The following is a 23,494-nucleotide window of genomic DNA, read 5'->3' as shown; positions in this document are numbered from 1 at the left end:
TGGAGTGGCGGGCCCGGTTGTTGCACCTTGGGCAGTTATCAGAACGATTGCGGCCTGACCTCGCTACGTGACCGATTCGACACGATGGCCTCAGGACTGGCCTGAACAGCGGACGAATGTGATCCGACGCAGCAATGTCTCGGCATCGAAACGTTGTCGTACTGATCTTCGACGTACTCTCGAGAAAGAAGTATGAGGAGGTCTGAGATGAGCGCTCAGTTCTTCGAGACGGCGCCCGGTCCCGATGACCTTGCCGAGCCGATCGTCCACACGTCGTACGGTGACGTGCGCGGCATGCGCCAAGGATCGGTTCTGGTCTGGCGCAGTATTCCCTACGCGGCCGCCCCCACCGGAACCGCCCGATTCGCGCCGCCGCAGCCGCCACCGTCCTGGGCGGGCGTGCGCGACTGCACCGCCTTCGGCCAGATCGCACCGCAGACGATGGGCAACATGGTGCCGGTCGATTCGCAGCTGAAGATGGGTGAGGATTGTCTCTGGCTGAACGTTTGGTCGCCGCAGCACGACAGCGGCGCGCCGGGGGGCGGTGCGGAAACCGGTGAGTCTCGACCGGTCATGGTCTGGCTGCACGGCGGTGCGTACTGCCTCGGCACCGCAGCGCAGGATATCTACGACGGGCGCAAGCTAGCCGCTACCGGCGACGTCGTGGTGGTTGGGGTGAACTACCGGCTCGGCGCGCTCGGCTTCCTCGATCTGTCCTCGCTCGGCGACGACTTCGTGCCCAACCTGGGCCTGCACGACCAGATCGCCGCGCTGGAGTGGGTGCGCGACAACATCGCCGCGTTCGGCGGCGATCCCGGCAATGTCACCTTGTTCGGCGAGTCTTCCGGCGCCGGCTGCGTCACCGCGCTGCTGACCTCGCCGCGCGCCACCGGCCTGTTCCACAAGGCGATCGCGCAGAGCCCGCCCGCTACGACGGTGTTCGGGCAGGAGCGGGCCGCGACGGTGGCGCGGCGCTTCCTCGAGCTGATGGAGCTGCCGGCGTCTCGTGCCAAGGAGCTGTTGGAATGCCCCCTCGACCGGATCGTCGCGGCGGCGGGCGTGCTGCTCGACGAGATCCCGCTGAAGGAGCCGGGCAGGCTGGCCGCCGCGCCGGTGGTCGACGGCGACCTGCTGTCGACCTACCCGATCGACCGGTTTCAGCACGGCCGCTCGCACCGGGTGCCGCTGATCATCGGCACCAACAAGGACGAGGCGTCGCTGTTCCGGGTGTTCCGTTCGCCGATCATGCCGGTGACCCCGGACGCGGTGAATGCGATGCTTCGTGACGTCGCGGCCAACCACCCGGAGATGTCGCCGGAGCGGATCGCCGAAATCACGTCGGCCTACCCGGATCTCACCAAGACCCGCGGCGCGATGGCCATGTCCACCGACGCTGCCTTCCGGATGCCCGCGCACTGGGTGGCCGACGCGCATGCCCAGCACTCACCGACCTGGATGTACCGCTTCGACTATGCGACCCCGATGTTACGGGCGGCCCGGGTCGGCGCGGGTCACGCCACCGAATTGCCTTATGTGTTCGGCAATTTCGGTACCTTCAACCACGACCCGACCTTCTGGCTCGGTGGCCGCAAGGTGGCGATGGAAGTGTCCGGTCGCATGATGCGGCGCTGGCTCGCCTTCGCGGCACACAGCGTTCCGGCCGCGCTCGACGGCTCCAAGCACTGGCCCCCCTACCGCCTGGCCGCCCGAACCACCCTGGTCATCGACACCGCGGACCGAGTGGTGGACGACCCCGACCGCGAATTGCACAGCGCTTGGGGCGAACAGGCGGTGGGATTCAGTTAGGACGCCGCCGCGACGTCGTTCGTTCTGTCAGCAGTGGATATCGCGGCTGGGATAGAGCTGCTCGTTCGGTAGTCCGGGGAGGTCTGAGGCACTTACTCGCGGCGGCGCTGAACGCAGCCATGTATCGCTGCGGATGGTGACCAGCACCGCAGCATGTGGCGAACCGGTGGTATCAGCCCGGATAGACGTAATGGCGGGGCCCGAAGTTGCCCGTTTTGCTGGAACCGGCATATGGCATGTCGAGTGGGGTTGTGTTGAGCTTGTGTGGGTTGCCGTCGCGGTCTGCTTGCCAGCAATCCTGCTGGACGCCATGAAAGCTGATGGACACGATGCGGGTGCTCGTGCCGAAGGGCGAGGTCAGCCGGTGCTGGTCGGAAAGCGGATTCCAGTAGTCGGGGTCGCTCGGGACGGCGAAATTCTCGGTCTCATAAACCTCGAACGCGCCGCCGCCGTTCGAAGGCCAGTCGTCGGCGGCGGCGGTACCCGCACCGAACAGAAGCGCAGCGCCGGTCACCGCGGTGAGCGCGGCGATCCGCGCAAGACGTTCGGTGTTGATGTTCATCCGTGTCCTTATCTTCCGCCGCGTCCTGGTCTCTGTGGCAGCCCGGAAATACGGGCTGGTATCGGCCATGGAGAGGCGATCATCGGGCATAGTGGCGATTATGACCGTCATGTCCTGAAGTGCTGCTGATCAAGATCTTTCAACGTCTGAACCGCGAAACGCAATCCGAGAGTTGTGGAAGGCTGGCGCCGACCACCAGCTTGAAATGATCGCGAAATGCGGCTGTTGAGCTGAACCGAGTTGGGAAATGATCCGGCTCTCGAGGTCGGTGGTGTTCTCCAGATCAGCGTCTGACCTCGCCGCTGGTCCGTGGCCAGAATCCCGGAGTACCTACTCGACTGCCCACACGGTCGGCATGGCCGAGATACGAAACGTCCTTTTCACCGGCGCAGCATATGTCACCGCGCGGGCAGCGGCCCGCACAGAACGGGTGGCGGACAGGGCCACTCGGCGTTTCGGTGGCTAGTGCGGTGACCACACAGGTTCGTCGGGTTGGTCGGCCGACGATTCGATACCGTGCGGCGTACTATCCGGCGATGCGCTACAAGCGGTTCATTCCGAAACCGCCTGCCTGTAGCGGTCGGCCAGCGCGCGGATCGCCGCGACGAGCTCGGGTGGCTCGGTGACTTCGAAGTCCGCGTCGAGCATGCCGAGGTAGCTGGCCAGCATCTGCGGTGTGTTCGAGCCGACCTCGGCCACGCAGGCATTGTCGCCCAAGGGTTCCACCGTGATGCCTGGCGGGAGCCGGTTGCGTACGTGCTCGGCTGGTGCGCGCACCGTCACCCGGGTCCGGCACTTCCAGGTGGCGGTAGCCGCCGGCGACGCCCCTGATCCCGTGCACCGGATAGCCGAGACCGCGCAGGCGTTCCACATCGTTGCGCACGGTGCGCGCGGTGACGCCGAGGCGCTCAGCAAGCTCCGGCCCGGTCCAGTCCCGTGGCGTCTGTAGTAAGGAGAGCAGCCGCAGCAGTCGTTGTGCCCTGTCCAACATGTTTTCAAGTCTGCCCGGATACAGGAACAGAATGTTCCTGTATCGCTCCTACCGTTCTCGGCATGAACAACAACACCGACATCCGCCCGTTCCGCGTCGACATCCCGCAGGCCGAGTTGGACGACCTACGCGATCGCCTTACCCGCGCCCGCTGGCCCCGGCAGATCTCCGGAACTGGTTGGGAACGCGGCGTTCCTGTGGACTACCTAAAGGAGTTGACCGACTACTGGGCGAACAGTTTCGACTGGCGGGCCCAGGAGAAAACGCTGAACGAGCATCCACAGTTCGTGACGACGATCGACCGCCAGGACATCCACTTCCTGCACGTCCGCTCGCCCGAGCCAGATGCGCTGCCGCTGCTTCTGTGCCATGGCTGGCCAGGCTCGTTCGTGGACTTCCTGGACGTGATCGGACCGCTCACCGATCCCCGCGCGCACGGCGGGGATCCGGCGGACGCGTTCCATGTCGTGATCCCGTCGCTCCCCGGCTTCGGGTTCTCCAACCCGGTACGGGAACCGGGCTGGGGCAACCTGTTCCGGGTGGCCGCGGCATTCGGAGAGCTGATGAGTCGGCTCGGCTACCAGCGGTTCGCCGCGCAGGGCGGTGACGTCGGCGGCGGGGTGGCCATGTTGCTGCCCACGGCCGCCCCCGGCCGCGTGGTCGCCACCCACCTCAATGGTCCAGCGCCGTATCCGTTCGGTCCGCCCGTCGAGCTGGACGGCTTGTCTGACACCGACCGAGCGCGCGCCGAGCGGTTCAACGCCGCCTGCGAGGATGACCTCGGGTATCTGCACCTGCAGTCCACCCGGCCGCAGACCCTCGCCTACTCCCTGACCGATTCGCCGATCGGACAGTTGGCGTGGATCGTGGAGAAGATCAAGGAGTGGACCGATCCGGCCGCCGAGCTGCCCGAGGACGCGGTGGACCGCGACCAATTGCTCACCAACGTGAGCGTCTACTGGTTTACCGGTTCCGGCGCGTCCTCGGCCAACACTGTCTACGAGGGTATGCGCGTCTACCGCGCGATCGCCGACGGCCAGGCCGGCGACGATCAGGCCGGCTGGCCGTCCGTGTCGGCACCGCCGCAGGCGATCGCGGTGTTCGCGGCGGATATGACGATCCGAGCCCTCGCCGACCCAGCGAGCACCGTCGACCACTGGTCGGAGTTCGACCGGGGCGGCCACTTCCCTGCGATGGAGGTGCCCGACCTACTCGTCGGCGACCTGCGCGAGTTCTTCCGCATCGCGCGGTGATCCTGGCGGCGGGTGGTCCGCGCAGCGCGCTGACCACCCAGGTTCACCTGTTCGATAGAACACGCGGCTTTTGGTCGTGGTAGGCCCCGGCGTTGCTGGCGTTCGCTGCGGATGCGGACGGGTTCTCGGCGTTTCTGGCGAGTACTGCTACACGTCTGTCGAGAAGCGGATACCGCCGTCGGGAATCACGACACCGGGCCAGACTCGGGCGCCGCGCAGCAGCTCGCAGCGTGCGCCGATGTTGGCGCCGTCGCCGATGACGCCGTCGCGGACGAGCGCGCGCGGGCCGATGCGCGCGCCGAAGCCGATGATGGTGCGTTCGACCGTGGCGCCCGCTTCGATCACGGCGCCGTCGAAGACGACCGCGCCGTCCAGTCGAGCGCCCGCGCCGATCTCGGCGCCGCGACCTACGACCGTGCCGCCGATGAGCAACGCTCCTGGCGCGACGCCCGCACCCGGATGGACCAGCGATTCGCCGCGCTGACCAGGTAGGGCGGGGGAGGGTGCGATACCGCGCACCAGGTCCGCGGAGCCGCGGACGAAGTCCTCGGGGGTGCCCATGTCGCGCCAATAGGAGGCGTCGACGTGGCCCTGGACGCGGGCGCCCTCGGCGAGCAGCGACGGGAATACCTCGCGTTCCACCGAGACCGGGCGCCCGGCCGGGATCTTCTCGATGTACTCGCGGCGGAAGACGTAACACCCTGCGTTGATCTGGTCGGTCGGCGGATCCTGGGTCTTCTCCAGGAACGCGGTGACCCGGCCGTTCTCGTCGGTCGGCACACATCCGAACGCGCGCGGATCGCTCACCCGGACCAGGTGCAGCGTCACGTCCGCGTTGGTCGACTCGTGCGTGTCCAGCACCGCGCCGAGGTCGGTGCCGCCGAGCACATCACCGTTGAACACCATCACGTTGTCCGCCCGCAGCTTGGAGAGCACGTTCCGGATGCCGCCGCCGGTGCCGAGCGGCTCGGTCTCGGTGACGTACTCGAGTTCCAGCCCGAGATCGGCCCCGTCGCCGAAGTGCTCCTCGAATACCTCCGCCTTGAACGAGGTGCCCAGTACGACGTGCGTGATCCCGGCCTCCGCGATGCGGGCGAGCAGATGGGTCAGGAACGGCAGCCCGGCAGTCGGCAGCATCGGCTTGGGTGCCGAGAGGGTCAGCGGACGCAGTCGCGTTCCCCGGCCGCCGACCAGAATCACGGCGTCGGTGCCTGCATTTCCTGCCATCAAGCTCCCCTGTTCACAGTGGGTCGTTATCCGCTCATGCCGGCGCCTCGCCGGCGCTCGGCTCCGTCATGCGCGATGCGCGGCGCTGCGGTGTTTATTCGCTCGCTGCGCTCTCTTGTGCGTCGGTTACCCGGCGCTCTGCGCCTGTTGGCGCAGGGCAGATCGAACCGCAATCCGTGAGCGCACCGCAAGTCCGGTCCGCAACGCCAGCCGCAAGGGCGCCTGCCACCAGTGCGGATGCCGGTCGGCCTGGAAACGGTAGGCGCTGGCGTGGTGCGCGGGGAGCATCACCTCGGGATGGCGGCCCGCCGCGTGGCCCTTGGCGTGGGTGACCTCGGCGTCCGGCACGAACACGTTATGCCAGCCCGCCTTGCCCATGCGGTCGCCGAAGTCGACGTCTTCCATGTACATGAAGTAGCGCGAGTCGAAGCCGTCGATCGAGTCGAAGGCCGCGCGCCGCACCAGCAGGCACGACCCGGACAGCCAGCCAACGGCCCGTTCGGAGATCTCCTCGTTTTCCTGCCGGTACCGGCGGCTCCACGGATTGGACTTCCACACCGTGCCGAGGATCGCGTGCCCCGCGCCGTCGAGTAGCCCGGGCACCCGGCGGGCGGATGGGTACACACTGCCGTCCGGCTCCCGCACCATCGGCCCGAGCGCGCCCGCTCGCGGCCAGCGCTTGGCGGCGGCGAGCAGCTTGTCGATGGAGTCGGTGCTCCAGCGGATATCCGGATTGGCGATCACGATGAACTCGATGTCCGGATCGATCTCCGCGACCGCCCGGTTGATCGCGCCGCCGTAGCCGATGTTTCCGCCGGTGCGCAGCAGCCGCACGTGTGAATTGGCCTCGGCGACCAGCTCCGGCACGCCGTCCACCGACCCGTTGTCGGCGAGGATCACCTGTGGTTTCTCGGTGGTCGCCGCGGCTAGGGTAGTGATGAAGTGCTCGAGGTGCTCACCCGGCGAATAGGTCACCGTGACGACGGCCATGCCCGCGGGGGTGACGGAATCGGAAGCTGCTGTGTCTTCGGTTCGCTCGCTGCGCTCACTCACAGTTGCCAACCCTAGTCGGACACCCGCGCCAGCGCGTCCCCCAGTGCCGTCCGCCAATCGCGCAGCGGGGTCAGCCCGGCCTCGTTCCAGGAACGAGGCGACAGCACCGAATATGCCGGGCGCCGTGCCGGTCTCGGATATGCCGACGAGTCACACGGGCGGATGCGCCCGGGGTCGGCGCCGATCCCGGCGAACACCGCGCGAGCGAGTTCGAACCAACTGGCCTGCCCCGCGTTGGTGGCGTGCAGCACATGTGGCGCGTCCGGTCGTCCCGCCAGTTCCAGCAGGGCCGTGGCCAAATCGCCGGCGTAGGTGGGCGAGCCGAGTTGGTCCTCGACCACGTCGACGGTGTCACGTTCCTGTTCGAGACGAAGCATCGTCGCGACGAAATCGCCGCCGCGCCCGGCATATACCCACGCGGTGCGCACCACGTGCGCGTCAGGGCATCGCGCGAGCAGCGCCTGTTCGCCCGCAAGCTTGGACTTGCCGTAGACGGTTGCGGGCCCGGTCGGATCGGTGGTGTCGTACGGCCGGTCGTGGGTACCTGGAAAGACGTAGTCGGTGGACAGGTGGATCAGGCGGGCGCCGACGTCGGCGCAGGCGGCGGCCAGCACGGCGGGTCCCGTCTCGTTCCCCGCGTACGCCGCCTCGATGTCGGTTTCGGCGCGGTCGACGGCGGTGTAGGCGGCGCAGTTCACCACCACGTCACCCCGGGCGAGCGCCGCGCGTACCGCGGAGGGATCGGTGATGTCCAGTTCGGCGCGTCCGTAGCCGCGGGCAGCCGGAGCGAGACGCAGCAGTTCCCGGCCTACCTGGCCGCGCGCCCCGGTGACGACGAGGTGTGCGGATACGGCGGAGTCGGGCGCGGTAGGGGCGGTCACGGCGCAAGTCTGGCACGCCGTCATACCGGTGGTTGAGGTCCTTCCCGGTAACCGTTCGTTAGCCTTGGAGCATCGGGGGCTTCCCGGACCGGGCGGGGCGGGGTGGGACCGGGGTGCCGGGGCAATTGCGCAAGCGACGCGAGGACACCAACTTTCGGCGAGGAGGATGCAGAGTTGTCGCAGCGGAGGGGCACATCGATCCCGTCGCGGTCGACCGGGGCAGGCGCGCAGTCGTTGGGGCCACTGCGTCTCGTCGTCGCGATCACCTCCGTGCTTGTGCTCGTGCTCACCGGTTTCGCCTGGCGCAGCGTCGACTCGCTGGTCGCCGGCATCCAGCGCATCGGCGACCTCGGTCTCGGCGGTGGCCGCGACGGCGCGGTGGACATCCTGCTGGTCGGTGTGGACAGTCGCGCCGACGCGCACGGGAACCCGCTGTCGGACGGCGAGCGTGCCATGCTGCACGCCGGCGACGAGGTCGGCACCAACACCGACACCATCGTGCTGCTGCGCGTGCCGAACGACGGCCGCTCCGCGACCGCCATCTCCCTACCGCGCGACTCCTACGTCGACATTCCCGGTATCGGCATGGGCAAGATCAACTCGGCCTACGGCGTGACCAAGGCGACGCAGCAGACCAAGCTGCTCGACCAGGGCGTCGCCGCGGCCGACGCGGAGCAGCGGTCCACGAAGGCGGGCAGACAGGCGCTGATCAAAACCGTGGCCAACCTGACCGGCATCACCGTCGACCACTACGCCGAGGTGAGTCTGCTCGGCTTCGTGCTGCTCACCGATGCCGTCGGCGGCGTCGAGGTGTGCCTGAACCAGCCGGTCGACGAATGGATGTCCGGCGCCGACTTCCCCGCGGGCCGCCAGCGCCTGGACGGGCCGCAGGCGCTGAGCTTCGTGCGCCAGCGACACGATCTGTTGCGCGGCGACCTCGACCGCATCGTGCGCCAACAGGTGTTCATGGCACAGCTCGTGCGGCAGGTGCTCAGCGCGAAGACGCTGGGGAATCCGGGCAGGCTGAAGCAGCTCAGCGACGCGGTGGGGCGGACGGTCGTGCTGGACGACGCGTGGGATGTGGTCGCGTTCCTGCAGCAGCTCGAGGATCTGTCCGGCGGGCAGGTGAAGTTCGAGACCATCCCGGTCAAGGATCTCAACGGTGAGTCCAGCAGTGGCGAGTCGGTGGTGAAGGTGGATCCCAAGGCGGTCAAGTCCTACATCGCCGGGCTGGTCGCCGACGGTGAATCCGCGCAGAACTCCGACCTCGGGGTCGATCCGGCGACGGTGATCGTCAGCGTCTACAACGCCGGCGGCGTCGGCGGACTCGCGGCTCAGGTGGCGCAGGCGCTGAACGCCAAGGGTTTTCGCGAAGGTGTGGTGACCAACTACACCGGTCGGAGTGTCACGGGCAGCCGGGTGCTCGCCGCGGATGCCTCGGACCCGAAGGCCGAGGCGGTGGCGAAGGCACTGGGTGGGCTGTCGGTCGTCGCCGATTCGACACTGTCGGCGGGTTCGGTGAGCGTCGTGCTGGCGAGCGACTATTCTGGTCCCGGCTCGGCGGCCAGCAGTGTGTTCGACTTCTCCGGAACGTCGACCTCCGCCACGCCCGTGCCGCCCGCCCCACCGATCGACGCAGGCCAGAACGGACCGAAATGCGTGAATTGAACCATGCGTGACATCGACCAGGCCCACACCCTCACCGAAGCGGTACTCGATCCGATCCTCGCCCGCGAACCCGCGGGCCCGCGCGTCACCTACTACGACGACGCCACCGGCGCGCGGATCGAGCTGTCCGGCCTGACGCTGGCGAACTGGGCGGCCAAGACCGCCAACCTGATTCGCGACGAGTTCGGCCTGAGTCCCGGCGCCCGGGTCGCCGTGCTGCTGCCCGCGCACTGGCAGACCGCCGCGGTGCTGCTCGGTTGCTGGTGGGCGGGTACCGAGGTGGTGCTGTGCCCGGACGAGGACGCCGACCTGGCCCTGGTGACCCCCGACCGTCTGGACGATGCCGACGGCGTCGGCGAGGTCGCCGCGCTGTCGCTCGACGCGATGGGCGCCCCGGTACGCGACTTACCCATCGGGATCACCGATTTCGCCACCGCGGTGCGTGTGCACGGCGACCAGTTCCTGCCCCGCGGGGCCGGTGTCGCGCTGGACGGTATGCCGGTCGCGGAGGTACTCGCCGAGGCGAGGAAATCCGCCATACGGCAAGGCTTCTCCGAGGGCGACCGGGTCCTGTCGAGCACATCGTGGGAAACCCCGGCGGAGCTGATCGACGGGTACGTCGCGGTGCTCGCCGCGGGCGCCTCGCTGGTGCAGGTGGTCAATCCCGATCCGGAGCTGCGTGACCGGCGGATCGCCTCGGAACGGGTTACCGCGCAGCGGGGGTGAGCGGGACCCGGCATCGCGAACGAGCGCTTGCCGACTCCTACCGCAGTATAGGCCAGAATCCGACCAGGGGATGTTCCACAACTCGGCCGGATTCCGTACGGTGGAGTCGATCGCACAACGACGGGGGTTGAGGAACATATGAAGCCGCACTATTGGTTTCGGTGGTTGTCGGTGCAGGGCGCGCCTCGGCTCGTCCTGCGTGCGCAGGCCCGCCGCGGTGACCCGTTCGCCGAGCTGGTTGGCGGCCCCACCGGCTGCTCCGACCCGTATCCGCTGATCGAGCAGCTGCGTGGTAAGGGCAAGTTCATCCGCACTTCGATCTCGTGGGCGACCTTCGACCATGAGCTGTGCCGTGCGATCCTGCGCGACAACCGATTCGGCGTGCGCACCACCGAGAGCTTCAACATCCCCAAGCCGATGCAGAAGCTCGCCGAGCGCTTTCCGCTGCCACCGAATCCGGTCGAACCGCCGTCGATGCTGGTGATCGATCCGCCGGAGCACAGCCTGATGCGCAAGCCGGTCGCGTCGGCGTTCACGCCGCGCGCTATCCGCAGGCTGCGCGACCGGGTCGAGTCCGTCACCACGGAATTGCTGGACGCGTTGCCCTCGGGCGGATCGACCGACCTGATCGAGTCGTTCGCCGCCCAGGTGCCGATCGCGATCATCTCCGAGATGCTCGGCTTTCCCGACGAGGACAAGGCGATGTTCCTCGACTGGGGCGATCGGATGACACCGCTGCTGGACCTCGGCATCTCGTGGCGGGTGCACCGAAGGGCGCTGCGGTCCATGGAGGTGATGAACGACTACCTCGACCGGCATATCGAGCGATTGCGCCGCGAGCCCGGCGAAGACATCCTCAGCAGCTTGGTCACCGCGGGCGAGCTGGACGACAACGCGCTGAAGGCCTCCGCGAGCCTGCTCATGGGCGCGGGTTTCGAGACGACGGTGAACCTCATCGGAAACGGCGTCGTGCAGCTGCTCGCTCATCCCGATCAGCTGGAGCGGTTACGCACCGAGCCGGAGTTGTGGCCGAACGCCGTCGAGGAGATCCTGCGGATCGACTCGCCGGTGCAGACGACGGCACGGACCGCGTTGACCGACGTGGAGATCGAGGGCGTTCGGGTACGCAAGGGCAACACGGTGGTGCTGTCGCTGGCGGGCGCCAACCGCGACGCCGCGGTCTTCTCCGAACCCGAGCGGTTCGACGTCGGGCGTGCGAACGCCAAGGACCACCTCTCATTCAGCAGCGGCGTGCACGTCTGTCTCGGCGCCAGCCTCGCCAGGATGGAAGGCGTCTACGCGCTACAGGCCCTGTTCGACCGGTTTCCCGACCTCCGGCTGGATGGCACCCCACAACGCCGTGAGCTGTTTACGCTGCACGGCTACGAGCGGATGCCGGTCCGGCTCGGACGCCGGGCGACGGCGCCGGAACCGACCGTGGTCTGACCGGAGCGCCTGATCAGCCGGTGGAGGCGCTCTTCCAGACGTAGCGGGTCTTCGGGCGACCCGCTCTCCCGTAGTCCGAGCGCCGGACGACCAGGCCGTCGTCGGCCAGTTTCTCCAGGTAGCGCCACGCGGTGATGCGAGAGACCCCGATCGAGGTCGCGGTGTCGGCGGCCGTCATGCCTTGGGTCTCGGCGGCGCGCACGGCGCGCGAGATCTCGTCCAGCGTCTGGGGCGCGACGCCCTTCGGGGTGGCGGCGCGCTGGTCGGACGTGCGTAGTGCGCTCAGCGCCCGGTCGATGTCGTGCTGGGAGATGGCGGACTCGCCCGCGGGGAGAGCGGTGCGGAATTCCCGGTAGCGGTCCAGCTTGTCGCGGAACGCGGCGAAGGTGAACGGCTTCAGCAGATACAGCACGACGCCGTGCGATACGGCGGTGCGCACCAGGGCGAGGTCGCGCGCGGAGGTGATGGCGATGACGTCCGGGCGCGGCGCGAGGCCGGTCAGCGCGGCGGCGACATCGAGGCCGCTCGCATCCGGCAGGCCGATGTCCATGAGCACCAAATCGACCGGCGTCCCCTCGGCGGCGGCATCGGCCGCCGCGCGCATCGCCTCGCGTCCGGTATGGGCGATGCCGACTGGGGTGAACCCGGTGATGCGCTCCACGTAGGCGCGGTGCGCCTCTGCGATGAGCGGCTCGTCCTCGACGATCAGCACTCGGATCATCGTGCCGTGTCCTTTCTGGCATGAGCGGGGCCCTCCGTGGTCACGCTCCGCTGCCGTCTCCGGGCCTGACCGCTCATGCTGTGTCCTTTCTCGCATGAGCGGGGCCCTCCGTGGTCACGCTCCGCTGCCGTCTTCGGGCCTGACCGCTCATGCTGTGTCCTTTCGTGGAATCGTCACGGTCACCGCGCTTTCGGGATCTCGTTCAGTGCGAATGGTTCCCCCGTAGCGGGCCACCAGACGGTGGACCAGTGCGAGGCCGAGCCCGTGATGGTCGGCTTTGGTCGAATAGCCGCGCTGGGAGGAACGCGCGAACTTTTCCGCCGACATGCCGGGACCACTGTCGGCCACGCGGACGAAGAGCGCCGAACTGCGATGCGATGTATCGGCGTCGGCGTCCTGATATCGCATGGTGACCTCCACCCATCCGGACGCACTGCCGGCCGCGGCGTCGATCGCGTTGTCGATGAGATTGCCGACCAGCGTGACGGTTTCCTGCGGGGACAACGGGTCCACCGAGTCGAGTGCGGTGTCCTCGGTGATGGTCAGCTCGATGCCCCGCTCGGTCGCCTGGTTCACCTTGCCGAGCAGCAGTGCCGCGAGCGCGGGCGCGCCCACCGCGGCGAGCAGCCGGTCGATCAGCGCCTGAGACAGTTCGAGTTCCGAGGTGGCGAACTCCACCGCTTCTCGGTGGCGGCCCAGCTCCACCATGGTGACGACGGTGTGCAACCGGTTGGCGGACTCGTGCGCCTGCGCCTGCAGCGACTCCGCGAAACCGCGCACGGTATCGAGTTCGCCCATCACCGCCCGCAATTCGGTGTGGTCGCGGATCGTCATCACAGTGCCGATCGCCCGGCCCTCCCACGTCACGATGTCCTGGTTGACCAGCAAGATCCGATCGGAGGTCACGTGCATCTCGTCCCGGACGACCCCCCGGCTCATCCGCTGCAACGACAGCGGAAGGTCGCTGCGCCGGATCTTGCCGGAGGGCAGGTCGAGCAGCCTGCGCGCCTCATCGTTGACCACCTCCGCGCGCTCGCCGGATGGCCCGAACACCACAAGACCCTCGTGGACGGAGTGCAGCACGGCGTCGTGGTGCTCGTACATCACGCGGAGTTCGTCGGGCGCGAGGCCGTGGGTCTGCCGCCGCAGTCGGCGGCTCAGCAGGAACGAGCCCGCCCCCGACACCACGAGACCCGCGCTCGCCACGCCGAGAATCAGCGGCACCTGGGTGGCGACCTGGTCGCCGATCTTCGCACGGGTAACCCCGGCGGAGACCAAGCCGACGACGCGCCCGTCGTCGTAGACGGGAGTGACCGCACGGATGGAGGGGCCGAGGGTGCCGGTGAAGGTCTCGGTGAACGTCTCGCCGGCCAGCGCGCGATCGATGTTGCCGCTGAAAGGCAGCCCGATGTTCGCGGGGTTGGTGTGCGTGTAACGGGTCCGATCCGGCGCCATGACCACGATGAAGTCCATGCCGGTCTCGCGCCGGATCTCCTCGGTGACCGGCTGCAGCGGCCTCGTCGGATCGGTGGTGTGGAGTGCGGCGACGGTGGACGGTGCCTCCGCGAGGGTCACCGCGACGGCGACAACCTCACGGGTGGTGATGACATCGCTGTCGTGCCTGGCGTCCAAGACCGCGAGCACCGCGCCGATGGCGATCATCATCGCGAGTACGACCAGCTGAAGGGCGAATGCCTGACCGGCCAGGGATAGCCGACCGCGTCTCACAAGCTCTTCCTTCGCTGAACGTAATGCACCAAACAGTGACCCGGATCACCCCGGCCAGTCATCATTCTGCCTGGGGTGCATGAGACACCTCACTTCGGTACCACTCGAAGGGAAACCCATCGCGATGAGCGACCCCATTACAACGCGGCACGACCGCACCCATTGGCTATATCTGGCCGTCATCGTGGCGGTGATCGGGGGCATCCTTGTCGGCTGGCTGGCGCCCGATGTCGGGCAGTCGTTCGCTCCGCTGGGGACCATCTTCGTCAACCTGATCAAGATGATGATCGCCCCCGTCATCTTCTGCACCATCGTGCTCGGTATCGGCTCGGTGCGCGCGGCCGCCACCGTCGGCAAGGTCGGCGGCCTGGCCATCGGGTACTTCCTGATCATGTCGACCATCGCCCTCGGCATCGGCATCGTGGTCGGCAATCTGCTGCAGCCCGGTACCGGCCTGAATCTCACCAAGGTCAAAGCCGGTCACGATCTGGCCAACACGGCGCATAGTGCGGGCGGTACCTGGGACTTCATCCAGGGTATCGTCCCGACCACGCTGTTGTCCTCGCTCACCGCGGGCAACGTGCTTCAGGCGCTGTTCGTCGCGCTGCTGGTCGGTTTCGCGGTCCAGGCCATGGGCCGAACGGGTGAGCCGGTCCTGCGTGCGGTGGCGATCATCCAGAAGCTCGTGTTCCGGATCTTGGCGATGATCCTGTGGCTCGCGCCGATCGGCGCGTTCGGCGCGATCGCGAACGTGGTCGGCACGACCGGGCTCGACGCGGTGGTGAAGCTGGCCACGCTGATGGCCGCGTTCTACCTCACCTGCCTGGTGTTCGTCTTCGGTGTGCTCGGCATGCTGCTGTGGGCGGTGTCGCGGGTGTCCATCCTCAAACTGGTCCGCTATCTGGCGCGGGAGTACCTGCTGATCGTCGCGACCTCGTCGTCGGAGTCGGCGCTGCCGCGCCTGATCGCGAAGATGGACCACTTGGGGGTGGAGCGCACCACGGTGGGTGTGGTGGTGCCGACCGGGTACTCGTTCAACCTGGACGGGACCGCCATCTACCTGACCATGGCGTCGATCTTCATCGCGGACGCGATGGGCAAACCGCTCTCCCTCGGCGAGCAGGTCGGCCTGCTGCTGTTCATGATCATCGCGTCCAAGGGCGCGGCGGGTGTCACGGGCGCGGGTCTCGCGACGCTGGCCGGCGGGTTGCAGAGTCATCGACCCGAACTGCTCGACGGTGTCGGTCTGATCGTCGGCATCGACCGCTTCATGTCCGAAGCGCGCGCGTTGACCAACTTCTCCGGCAACGCGGTCGCCACGGTGCTGATCGGCACCTGGACCAAGACCATCAACGTGGATCAAGTGAAGGACGTGCTCGATCGCAAGCTGCCCTTCGACGAGCAGACCATGGTCGACGATGACCACGGGACGCCACCGCCGCCGCGGCAACCCGAAACCAAGAATCTGGTTTCGGCTTAGCCGCACGGTGACAACGAAGGCCTCGCAGGATCTGCGGGGCCTTCGTCGCGTTCCGGTGGCCCGTCGAGGTGGTCGTGGGCCGGTAGCGTGGGGACATGGCTGATGTGGTGGTGGTCGGCTCCGGGCCGAACGGGCTCGCTGCCGCGGTAATCTTGGCCAGGGCCGGCCTCGCGGTGGAGGTGTACGAAGCCGAGGAGACGGCCGGGGGCGGATCGCGCACAGCCGAGCTGACCGTGCCCGGATACCGGCACGACGTGTGCGCCGGCGCGCATCCGATGGCGTCGGCCTCGCCCTTCTTTCGCGCATTCGACCTCGAGGCGCACGGTGTCGAGCTGCTCGCGCCGGAAGTGTCCTACGCGCATCCGCTCGACGGTGGTGTGGCCGGACTGGCCTGGCGGGATCTGGAGCGGACCGTCGATGGCCTCGGACGGGACGGCGCGGCCTGGCGTTCCCTGTTCGCGCCGCTGGTACGGCACTGGTCGGACGTGGTCGATTTCGCCATGTCGGATCTGCGCCGGATGCCGCCGGGGCTCGGCACCGCGTTCCGGTTCGGGCTACGAACCCTGGAGCAAGGCACGCCGTTGTGGGACATCAGGTTTCGTGACCAAGCCGCGCCCGCCCTGCTCACCGGCATCGCCACGCACGCGATCATCCCGCCGCGCGCCATTACCGCCGCGGGCGCCGGACTGCTGCTCGGCACCCTGGCCCACGCCGGGGGCTGGGTGATCCCGCGCGGAGGTAGCCAGGCGATCCCCGATGCTCTGATCGCGGAACTCGAACGCCTCGGTGGACGGGTATACACCGGGCACCGGGTCGACTCGCTGGAGGAGTTCTCCGACGCCCGCGCGATCATGCTCGACCTGGCCCCCGCCGAACTGCTGCGCATCGCAGGGAACCGGCTGCCCGCGCGCTATGCCGAGCGGCTGAGGCGTTTCCGTTACGGTGGCGCGGCGTGCAAAATCGACTTCGCGCTGTCCGGTCCGGTGCCGTGGCGGGCCGATGGCTGCGAACTGGCCGGAACGGTGCACGTTATCGGCACTCGCGCCGAGGCCATGGCGGCTGAACACGCGGTCGCCGCAGGGCAACACGCCGAGCGGCCCTATGTGCTGTCCATCCAACCCGGTGTGGTCGATTCGACCAGGGCGCCGACGGGCAGCCACACGTTCTATACCTACGCGCACGTGCCGAACGGCTCCACCCGCGACGTCAGCGACGCCGTGATTGCCCAGGTCGAGCGTTTCGCACCGGGTTTCCGCGACCTGATCGTGGCCCAGAACGTCCGCACCGCGGCCGAGATGCCCGCGCACAACGCCAACTACGTCGGCGGCGACATCTCCGCGGGCGCGATGACGCTACGCCAGTTCGCCTTCCGCCCCGCCGTGCGCTGGAACCCTTACGCCACACCCATTCCCGGCGTCTACCTGTGTTCTTCAGCGACCCCGCCCGGCCCGGGCGTGCACGGTATGAACGGCCTGCACGCTGCCCGCCACGCTCTGCGCGGGCGCTTCGCCATCCACACGGACCCCCTGGATCTTCTCCGCACCCGCGCCCCGCAGCTTCGCTGATCCTTCGCACGCCTGACCAGCTCGTTCCGCAACGCTTGCGCCGTGTCGGTTACCGGGGCGGTGCGCGAGACCTACCCCTTGGCGAGTTCGGTGCGGTAGAGGTCGGGTTCGAGGTAGATGACGCGGGCGGCGGGAACGGTGGCGCGCACGCGGGATTCGGCGTCGTCGATCGCGGTGGCGATGGCGGCGACATCGAGGCCGGGAACCACGCCGATCTTCGCGGCCACCAGCAGCTCGTCGGGGCCGAGGTACTGGGTCTTGAGGTGGATCAACCGGTCGATGCGGGTGCCGTCGACGAGGTTCTCGCGGATCAGCCGGTCCTCGTCGGGCGTCGCGCCCTCGCCGATCAGCAGGCTCTGCATCTCCACGATGAGCACGATCGCGATCACGCCGAGCAGCCCACCGATGGCCAGGGTGCCGACGCCGTCCCAGACCGCATCGTCGGTGAGCATGGTCAGGCCGACGCCCGCGAACGCGAGGAGCAGACCGACCAGCGCGCCGGTGTCCTCGAGCAGAACAACCGGAAGTTCGGGGCTGCGCGAATTGCGGATGAACCGCCACCAGCTCGCATCACCCTTGAGCGGCTTGGATTCCCGTATCGCGGTCATGAAGCTGTAGGACTCCAGCCCGATCGCGATCACCAAGATGACGATCGCCACGAGCGGCGAACTCAGCTCCTCCGGATGCTGGATCTTGTGGATACCCTCGTAGATCGCGTATCCGGAGCCGAGCGTGAACAGCACCAGCGCCACGATGAACGAATAGAAGTAGCGATTGCGCGCGTACCCGAACGGGTGCAGGGCGTCGGCCTCACGCTCGGCGCGGCGCTGACCGAGCAGCAGAAGTCCCTGGTTGCCGGTGTCGGCCACAGAGTGCACGGCCTCGGCGAGCATCGAGCCGGAGCCGGTGATCGCCGCACCGACGAACTTCGCCACGGCGATCCCCGCGTTCGCCGTCAACGCAGCGATAATCGCTTTCTTGCCACCACCAGCCGACATGGAAGCATGTCCTCTCTGTTTTCGACCTACCCGCGAACAGCCTAATAGCGCAGTCGGACATAGGCCGTCGTCAGCCCGCGCATGGCCGGAGCGAATGCGGAGGTACGCCTGATGGCGCTGTCGGACGTAGGCCGTCGTCAGCCCGCGCATGGCCGGAGCGAATGCGGAGGTACGCCTAAGCCAGCCGGACCGGACAATTCGGATCGGTCAATTGGTTCCGCCCACACACGCGCAGAACAGCTGGGCATTGCCGTTCACCGCCTGGGCGCGGATGTCGGTGTCGATCGCGGAGATCCACGCGGCGGCGCCACGCTCGAGCTCGAGCAGCGAGCCGTTCTGGAACAGTCGCACCGCGCCCGCCGTGCACAGCACGATGCCCGGACCCGCCGCGGTCAGCGGTACCCGCGCGGAGCCTGCGACGAGGTCGAAGCGCCGCAGCGCGAACTCCGGTGCGGGCGTCCGGTAGCGCACCGACCCGTCGCCTGCCGGTTCCGGCAGCACGACGGGCAGGTCGATCGGCTCGAAGTCCAGCACCCGTAATAGTTCCGGCACGTCTACGTGCTTGGGCGTGAGACCGCCGCGCAGGACATTGTCGGAGTTGGCCATGATCTCCACGCCGAGCCCACGAAGGTAGGCGTGCAAGTTCCCGGCCGCGAGGAACAGACCCTGACCCGGTTCCAATGTCAACCGGTTCAGCAGCAGTGCAGCGAGCACGCCCGCGTCGCCGGGGTAGGCCTCGGCGAGTTCGAGCGCGGTGCGGGCCTCGGGGACGAACTCGCGCTTGCCCTTACCGGACAGGTAGCGCACGCAACCGTCCAGCACAGCGGGCAGCAGTGTGGCGAGCACCTGATGCGGCAGCGTGATCCACGTGGTGAACAGGGTGCGCAGACCCGCCGAATCCGGTTGGGCGGCAAGCAGGTCGGCGTAGGAGTCGAGCCCGTCTACGCGCAGCGCGCGCAACAGCTCGACCGTGCGGTCCGGGTCACGGAATCCGGCCAGCGCTTCGAACCGGTCCAGCGCGACGACCAGTTCGGGCTTGTGGTTCTCGTCGCGGTAGTTGCGCATCGGCGAGTCCAACGGCACCCGCGCGCGGTTCTCCCGTTCGAATCCGGTCGCGGCCTGCGCCATGCTTGGGTGCGCCTGCAGCGACAGCGGCTCCTCGGCGGCAAGGACCTTCAACAGGAACGGTAGCTTCCCGCCGAATTCCGGTGCGGCGATCCCCAATTCTCGATCCGGATCGGCTGCGACGAGCTCGAGCAGCGAGATGGTGTGGTCACCGATCCGCACCTGCGCGGGGTCGGCGGGATGGGCGCCGAACCAGAGTTCGGCCTCCGGGTGCGCGGAAGGAACCGGCCGTCCGCACAGCTGAGCGAGCGCGGTGCGCGATCCCCAGGCATACGAGCGCAGCGCACCGACGAGTTCGTGCACTAGTAGCTTCCCCCGTACTGCCCCTGGCTGTCGGCCGCGGCGGGGCGAGACCCGATCAGCCCTAGGTAGGCGGCGGCCATTTCCAGTCGCAACGCGAGCACGGCGAGCTGTTCGAGTTCGGTCCCGTGCCCGGATGCCGACTCCTCGGAAGGGGCCTGCGCGGGCGCGGAGGGATCGGTCAGGTCGGTGCGCAGCAGATCGACGTCAGCAGTGACCAGATCGGCGTCCACCGGGCTCGACGCCGCGCCGCCGAACACCGCGATACGGCGGCGCGCGGCCGCCTGATCGCGATCGGTGGTGAGCATGAACACTCGGATGCGCTCCACCGGCGCGGGCCCGTCGAGCTCCTCGTCATGGAACAGCGGATCGAAGTCGGGCGCGGATCCGCCTGCCGCCTCGGCCATTCGGCCCTTCGCCGCGACGGCCTCGGCGAGATCCACCGCGGCGCACACCCGGCCGGCGGATTGCAGCAGCACCTCGGCGCCGTGCTCGGCGAGTTCGGCAGCGGCCGGCGAGTCGCCCGCGAGCACGATGCCGCGCTGCTGCATTCGTGCGGCCAGCGTCTTGGCCGGGTTGTGGAAGATCTCGTTCTGTGGGCCGTCGCACAGCGCCTCCGCGTCGAGGACGTCGGCCAGCTCTGTGAGATCGGGGACGGCGGCGCCGGCACGGAGCGGGTCGACCGCACGCAGTACCGCGATTCCGGCGGCCAGGAATCGCAGCAGTCGGTTGTGATCGAGCACCTGCACCCTCGGTTCCAGCAACGCGGCCCGACCGGCCGCGGCGGCGCGCAGCGGGCCCTCGTGTGGAGCGGCGACGACCACCTCGGCACCGCGGCGCAACGCCCGGTCGACGGCGTCGATAAGACGCGGATCGCCCGCATCATCCCCGGAGACGAGCACGACGTCCAGCGGTCCGACCCACGGTGGTAGGGCGGTCGCGGGCACAACGGGTAGGCCTGTGCGATCGCCCAGAGCGGCGACCAGCAGGCTCGCGGCACGCGCCGCGCGCCCGGAACCGGCAACCAGCACTACGCTGCGTGGTCTCAAGTCAGCAAGGCGGGCCAGCGCATCCTCACCTACGGCCGCCGCGGTGGCGCGCACCTGGGCGCCGCCCGAGGCGGCCGAGCGCAGGGCGCCTTCGGTATCGGCCGCCTCGAGTGAAGCGGCATCGTCGAGGTCGAGCACCGGTGCTCCAGCGATCATCGGGCGTCCCACCTCCCCTCATCGCGCTGTGTCGTTTCCGCCCCCGCGCCCACCCGGTTCAGCTGCCACACCGAGACCGAGTCGGGCGAATCCAAGGCCTGTGATTCCACTATTCCAGTCAGGAGCGGACGATGCTCAGGATCTCGGTTACGAGTACGTCTACTTCCTCCGCCGATCGGGCCTCGACGTTGAGCCGGAGCAACGGTTCGGTGTTCGACGCGCGCAGGTTGAACCAGGCATCGTCAGCCAGCTGCACGGTCACCCCGTCCAGCCGGTCCACCGAGTGCGCCCGGTCCGTGAAAGCCTCCACTACGGCCATCGTCCGCTCCTTCGCATCGGCCACGGTGGAATTGATCTCTCCGGAGGTCGCATACGTTGCGTACGAAGACATCAGCTCCGACACCGGCCGGTCCTTCTCGCCGAGTGCGGCGAGGACGTGCAGGGCCGCGAGCATGCCGGAGTCCGCGCCCCAGAAGTCGCGGAAGTAGTAGTGCGCGGAGTGCTCGCCGCCGAACACGGCACCGGTGGTGGCCATTTGCTGCTTGATGAACGAATGACCGACCCTGGTGCGCACCGGCGTCCCGCCCAGCTCGTGTACCAGTTCCGGCACCGCGCGTGAGGTGATCAGGTTGTGGATGATCACCGCGCCCGGCTCCTTGGCCAGCTCTCGTTCGGCGACCAGGGCGGTGATCGACGACGGCGATACCGGGTCGCCGTTCTCGTCCACTACGAAGCAGCGGTCGGCGTCGCCGTCGAAGGCGAGGCCGATGTCCGCGCCGGATGTGCGGACCAGCTTCTGCAAGTCCACCAGGTTCGCCGGATCCAGCGGGTTGGCTTCGTGATTCGGGAAGCTGCCGTCCAGCTCGAAGTACAGTGGCACGACGGTCACCCGCGGTAGCGTGCCGAGCACTTGGGGCACGGTGTGGCCGCCCATGCCATTGCCCGCGTCCACCGCGATGGTGAGGGGACGGATGTCGCCGAGATCGACGAGGCCGCGCAAAAAGTTCGCGTAGTCGGCGAGCAGGTCGAGTTCGGTCGCGGCGCCGCGCGCTCCTTCGTAGCCGGGCACGCCCTCGATCAGCTCGTCTTTGATGGTGGCGAGGCCGGTGTCCTGCCCGACCGGGAGGGCCTTGGCCCGGCACAGCTTGATGCCGTTGTAGCGGGCCGGATTGTGGCTGGCGGTGAACATGGCCCCGGGACAGTCCAGGTGGCCGGAGGCGAAATACAGCTGGTCGGTCGATGCGAGGCCGATGTGCACGACGTCCAGCCCCTGGCCGAGCACACCGTCGGCGAAGGCGGTCGACAGCTCAGGTGAGGAGTCCCGCATGTCGTGTCCGATGACGACCTGGCTCGCGCCCTCCGCGCGCATCGACCGGGCGAACGACGCCCCGACATCCCTGACGAATTCCGCATCGATCTGTTCACCGACCACGCCGCGAACGTCGTAAGCCTTGATCACCGCGTTCACGAATTCGGCAGAGCGGGGGACTGTCATGCCCAACACCCTAGTGGTTGCCACCGGTCGGCCCGACACCGTCCTGGTCCGGGTCAGGACGGCGGATCAGGGAGGACACGCAGATGGCCGCGGCGACCGGTGCGTGTGGTGCGCGGCGGAGGGGGAGCGTAGTCGTGGTAGCCGCGCTGGTCGGGTTCCGGCGGGCGGCGGCGCAGTCCGGCCTCGCGGACCGCTTCGGCGAGCGCGGTGAGGTCATCGTCGTCCGGGGTGCTCGAGGAGAATCCGCCTTCGTGCCGAACCAGCTCCCAACCCTTCGGGGCGGTGATTCGTGAGCCGTGTGTTTCGCAGAGATCCCAGGAGTGCGGTTCGGCGACCGTCGCGAGTGGTCCGACCACCGCTGTCGAATCCGAGTACACATAGGTGAGCGTCGCGACGGCCGGGTTCTTGCAGCCTGGTCGGCAGCAACGACGCATGGGGATCACGCCGATGAGAGTAACGCTCCTGGCGCGTCGATGGGGACAGACACGCTTGACGAATCTCGGTCTGCTCTCAGCAGAATGCGGGCAGCACGACGTTCCGCGAGAGGCGCGTGTGGCGCGTCCGACGGTGTGTCTTCTGCAAGGGAGATTCCGGGTATCCAGCCCACGTACCCGTGGTATCGGTTCCACTCGCCCCACAACGGCATTCGAGGGGCTGACCCGTCTGGATGGGTGCGGATCACTCGGCTTCTGGATCGATCACGTCCGGGTCGACGCCGAGGTAGGTCGCGACCTGCTGGACCAGGACCTCGCGCAACAGGTCGACCAGGTCGTCGGGATCGCTGGCCCGCAGCTCGAGCGGCTTGCGGAACAGCACGACCCGCGCCCGGGTCGCCGCGCCGTGCCGGTCGACACCGGCCGGGATGAGCCGGGACAGCGGGACCGGTCCGTCCGCGACGACCTCGTCCGGCCAGGTAACCGAATCGGGATGCAGCGGACGGATTTTCGGCACATCGTCGACGGCGATGTCGAGTTTGGTGAGCCGGTCGTGCCAGCGGGTGTCCAGCGGGGCGAACGCCTCCAGCACCAGCCGGTCGAACTTTTGGCCGCGGGTCCGCCAGGCCGGCACCGTGGGTGGCAGCATCGGCCCGCGCACTCCTCGGCCGCGTCGGATCACCGACCGGGCGGTCGGCGGTCGACGCTTACGGGAACGTGCCATGACACAAAATCTAGGCCAGTCGATTCCGGCCGCGCTCATCGAGGCGGCGTGACGCTCTCGTCGTGTCGATGAGCGCGCGTCGGCGAGTGGGGTGGCGGTACTGCCG

The 23,494-nt window shown here is 68.2% G+C and carries 20 protein-coding genes and 1 pseudogene; 7 read left to right on the top strand and 14 right to left on the bottom strand.

Going from position 1 to position 23,494, the window contains the following annotated elements; genetic code table 11:
* Positions 1–207: 207 nt before the first annotated feature.
* Entirely contained in the window at positions 208–1,806 is a 1,599-nt protein-coding gene (locus AB0H00_RS17505; protein ID WP_357267077.1) for a carboxylesterase/lipase family protein, read from the top strand.
* Between the two features lie 172 nt (positions 1,807–1,978).
* Here AB0H00_RS17505 and AB0H00_RS17500 read toward each other — a convergent pair whose 3' ends face one another.
* From AB0H00_RS17500 to AB0H00_RS17490, 3 genes and pseudogenes are all read right to left on the bottom strand, one after another.
* Positions 1,979–2,458: a hypothetical protein gene (locus tag AB0H00_RS17500; protein ID WP_357267074.1), complete on the bottom strand. Its 480-nt coding sequence runs from the start codon at positions 2,456–2,458 to the stop codon at positions 1,979–1,981.
* A gap of 462 nt (positions 2,459–2,920) precedes the next feature.
* Entirely contained in the window at positions 2,921–3,241 is a 321-nt protein-coding gene (locus AB0H00_RS17495) for a WYL domain-containing protein (RefSeq protein WP_357267071.1), read from the bottom strand.
* Positions 3,174–3,359 (bottom strand): annotated as a pseudogene (locus AB0H00_RS17490) (helix-turn-helix domain-containing protein); the annotation flags it as partial. The gene AB0H00_RS17495 and the pseudogene AB0H00_RS17490, both read right to left, overlap by 68 nt.
* Before the next feature lie 62 nt (positions 3,360–3,421).
* Here AB0H00_RS17490 and AB0H00_RS17485 point away from each other — a divergent pair.
* Entirely contained in the window at positions 3,422–4,612 is a 1,191-nt protein-coding gene (locus AB0H00_RS17485; protein WP_357267069.1) for an epoxide hydrolase family protein, read from the top strand.
* Positions 4,613–4,759: 147 nt separating this feature from the next.
* On the opposite strand, the gene AB0H00_RS17480 is transcribed toward AB0H00_RS17485, so the two are convergent.
* From AB0H00_RS17480 to rfbD, 3 genes are all read right to left on the bottom strand, one after another.
* Positions 4,760–5,839 carry an NDP-sugar synthase gene (locus AB0H00_RS17480; protein WP_357267066.1) on the bottom strand — a complete coding sequence of 360 codons (1,080 nt, stop codon included), beginning with the start codon at positions 5,837–5,839 and terminating at the stop codon, positions 4,760–4,762.
* A 126-nt stretch (positions 5,840–5,965) separates the two neighbouring features.
* A complete protein-coding gene (locus AB0H00_RS17475) occupies positions 5,966–6,829 on the bottom strand; it encodes a glycosyltransferase family 2 protein (RefSeq protein ID WP_357267165.1) in 864 nt (287 codons plus the stop codon).
* A gap of 74 nt (positions 6,830–6,903) precedes the next feature.
* Complete coding sequence (gene rfbD / locus AB0H00_RS17470; protein ID WP_357267063.1) at positions 6,904–7,773, bottom strand: dTDP-4-dehydrorhamnose reductase; 870 nt, start codon at positions 7,771–7,773, stop codon at positions 6,904–6,906.
* Between the two features lie 234 nt (positions 7,774–8,007).
* On the opposite strand from rfbD, the gene AB0H00_RS17465 reads away from it, so the two are divergent.
* The 3 genes from AB0H00_RS17465 to AB0H00_RS17455 all read left to right on the top strand — a co-directional run bounded on the left by AB0H00_RS17465 (position 8,008) and on the right by AB0H00_RS17455 (position 11,613).
* Positions 8,008–9,441, top strand: coding sequence for an LCP family protein (locus AB0H00_RS17465; protein ID WP_357267162.1), 1,434 nt, complete (start codon positions 8,008–8,010; stop codon positions 9,439–9,441).
* 3 nt (positions 9,442–9,444) lie between these two features.
* Positions 9,445–10,167, top strand: a complete 723-nt coding sequence (locus tag AB0H00_RS17460) for a TIGR03089 family protein (RefSeq protein ID WP_357267060.1) — start codon at positions 9,445–9,447, stop codon at positions 10,165–10,167.
* A gap of 138 nt (positions 10,168–10,305) precedes the next feature.
* On the top strand, positions 10,306–11,613 hold the full coding sequence (locus tag AB0H00_RS17455) for a cytochrome P450 (protein ID WP_357267057.1): 1,308 nt from the start codon (positions 10,306–10,308) through the stop codon (positions 11,611–11,613).
* A 13-nt stretch (positions 11,614–11,626) separates the two neighbouring features.
* Here AB0H00_RS17455 and AB0H00_RS17450 read toward each other — a convergent pair whose 3' ends face one another.
* Both AB0H00_RS17450 and AB0H00_RS17445 read right to left on the bottom strand, forming a co-directional pair.
* Complete coding sequence (locus AB0H00_RS17450) at positions 11,627–12,334, bottom strand: response regulator (RefSeq protein ID WP_357267054.1); 708 nt, start codon at positions 12,332–12,334, stop codon at positions 11,627–11,629.
* Between the two features lie 147 nt (positions 12,335–12,481).
* Positions 12,482–13,999 (bottom strand): ATP-binding protein, encoded by a 1,518-nt coding sequence (locus tag AB0H00_RS17445; RefSeq protein WP_357267159.1) that lies wholly within the window; start codon positions 13,997–13,999, stop codon positions 12,482–12,484.
* 187 nt (positions 14,000–14,186) lie between these two features.
* Here AB0H00_RS17445 and AB0H00_RS17440 point away from each other — a divergent pair, with 187 nt between their 5' ends.
* Positions 14,187–15,542 (top strand): cation:dicarboxylase symporter family transporter, encoded by a 1,356-nt coding sequence (locus AB0H00_RS17440; RefSeq protein ID WP_357267051.1) that lies wholly within the window; start codon positions 14,187–14,189, stop codon positions 15,540–15,542.
* Positions 15,543–15,637: 95 nt separating this feature from the next.
* Positions 15,638–17,107 carry an NAD(P)/FAD-dependent oxidoreductase gene (locus tag AB0H00_RS17435; protein ID WP_357267048.1) on the top strand — a complete coding sequence of 490 codons (1,470 nt, stop codon included), beginning with the start codon at positions 15,638–15,640 and terminating at the stop codon, positions 17,105–17,107.
* 71 nt (positions 17,108–17,178) lie between these two features.
* Here AB0H00_RS17435 and AB0H00_RS17430 read toward each other — a convergent pair whose 3' ends face one another.
* The 6 genes from AB0H00_RS17430 to AB0H00_RS17405 form a co-directional block, all read right to left on the bottom strand.
* Positions 17,179–18,105, bottom strand: coding sequence for a cation diffusion facilitator family transporter (locus AB0H00_RS17430; RefSeq protein ID WP_357267045.1), 927 nt, complete (start codon positions 18,103–18,105; stop codon positions 17,179–17,181).
* Between the two features lie 207 nt (positions 18,106–18,312).
* A complete protein-coding gene (gene manA / locus AB0H00_RS17425) occupies positions 18,313–19,533 on the bottom strand; it encodes a mannose-6-phosphate isomerase, class I (protein WP_357267042.1) in 1,221 nt (406 codons plus the stop codon).
* Positions 19,533–20,735 (bottom strand): tobH protein, encoded by a 1,203-nt coding sequence (locus tag AB0H00_RS17420; RefSeq protein ID WP_357267039.1) that lies wholly within the window; start codon positions 20,733–20,735, stop codon positions 19,533–19,535. Before AB0H00_RS17420 ends, manA begins: the two co-directional genes overlap by 1 nt.
* 118 nt (positions 20,736–20,853) lie before the next feature.
* The gene (locus AB0H00_RS17415) at positions 20,854–22,230 is read right to left on the bottom strand and encodes a phosphomannomutase/phosphoglucomutase (protein ID WP_357267035.1); all 1,377 of its coding nucleotides are present in this window, start codon (positions 22,228–22,230) and stop codon (positions 20,854–20,856) included.
* Positions 22,231–22,283: 53 nt separating this feature from the next.
* Positions 22,284–22,673: a DUF3499 domain-containing protein gene (locus AB0H00_RS17410; protein ID WP_357267032.1), complete on the bottom strand. Its 390-nt coding sequence runs from the start codon at positions 22,671–22,673 to the stop codon at positions 22,284–22,286.
* Between the two features lie 235 nt (positions 22,674–22,908).
* Entirely contained in the window at positions 22,909–23,388 is a 480-nt protein-coding gene (locus AB0H00_RS17405; protein WP_167477524.1) for a metallopeptidase family protein, read from the bottom strand.
* Positions 23,389–23,494 lie beyond the last annotated feature (106 nt).

This window comes from Nocardia sp. NPDC023852, from assembly GCF_040639505.1.
Lineage (GTDB): Bacteria > Actinomycetota > Actinomycetes > Mycobacteriales > Mycobacteriaceae > Nocardia.
The sequence above is the reverse complement of the archived record's forward strand: the minus strand, read 5'-3'. Positions and strand labels throughout refer to the sequence as shown.

Bases quoted from the DNA above. Each gene is read 5' to 3' on its own strand.
- AB0H00_RS17430 (WP_357267045.1), bottom strand. From the start codon at position 18,105: ATGTCGGCTGGTGGTGGCAAGAAAGCGATTATCGCTGCGTTGACGGCG.
- AB0H00_RS17440 (WP_357267051.1), top strand. From the start codon at position 14,187: ATGAGCGACCCCATTACAACGCGGCACGACCGCACCCATTGGCTATAT.
- AB0H00_RS17475 (WP_357267165.1), bottom strand. From the start codon at position 6,829: ATGGCCGTCGTCACGGTGACCTATTCGCCGGGTGAGCACCTCGAGCAC.
- AB0H00_RS17450 (WP_357267054.1), bottom strand. From the start codon at position 12,334: ATGATCCGAGTGCTGATCGTCGAGGACGAGCCGCTCATCGCAGAGGCG.
- AB0H00_RS17455 (WP_357267057.1), top strand. From the start codon at position 10,306: ATGAAGCCGCACTATTGGTTTCGGTGGTTGTCGGTGCAGGGCGCGCCT.
- AB0H00_RS17480 (WP_357267066.1), bottom strand. From the start codon at position 5,839: ATGGCAGGAAATGCAGGCACCGACGCCGTGATTCTGGTCGGCGGCCGG.
- AB0H00_RS17445 (WP_357267159.1), bottom strand. From the start codon at position 13,999: ATGATGATCGCCATCGGCGCGGTGCTCGCGGTCTTGGACGCCAGGCAC.
- AB0H00_RS17485 (WP_357267069.1), top strand. From the start codon at position 3,422: ATGAACAACAACACCGACATCCGCCCGTTCCGCGTCGACATCCCGCAG.
- AB0H00_RS17415 (WP_357267035.1), bottom strand. From the start codon at position 22,230: ATGACAGTCCCCCGCTCTGCCGAATTCGTGAACGCGGTGATCAAGGCT.
- AB0H00_RS17505 (WP_357267077.1), top strand. From the start codon at position 208: ATGAGCGCTCAGTTCTTCGAGACGGCGCCCGGTCCCGATGACCTTGCC.
- AB0H00_RS17420 (WP_357267039.1), bottom strand. From the start codon at position 20,735: ATGATCGCTGGAGCACCGGTGCTCGACCTCGACGATGCCGCTTCACTC.
- AB0H00_RS17405 (WP_167477524.1), bottom strand. From the start codon at position 23,388: ATGGCACGTTCCCGTAAGCGTCGACCGCCGACCGCCCGGTCGGTGATC.
- AB0H00_RS17460 (WP_357267060.1), top strand. From the start codon at position 9,445: ATGCGTGACATCGACCAGGCCCACACCCTCACCGAAGCGGTACTCGAT.
- AB0H00_RS17495 (WP_357267071.1), bottom strand. From the start codon at position 3,241: ATGTGGAACGCCTGCGCGGTCTCGGCTATCCGGTGCACGGGATCAGGG.
- AB0H00_RS17500 (WP_357267074.1), bottom strand. From the start codon at position 2,458: ATGCCCGATGATCGCCTCTCCATGGCCGATACCAGCCCGTATTTCCGG.
- AB0H00_RS17435 (WP_357267048.1), top strand. From the start codon at position 15,638: ATGGCTGATGTGGTGGTGGTCGGCTCCGGGCCGAACGGGCTCGCTGCC.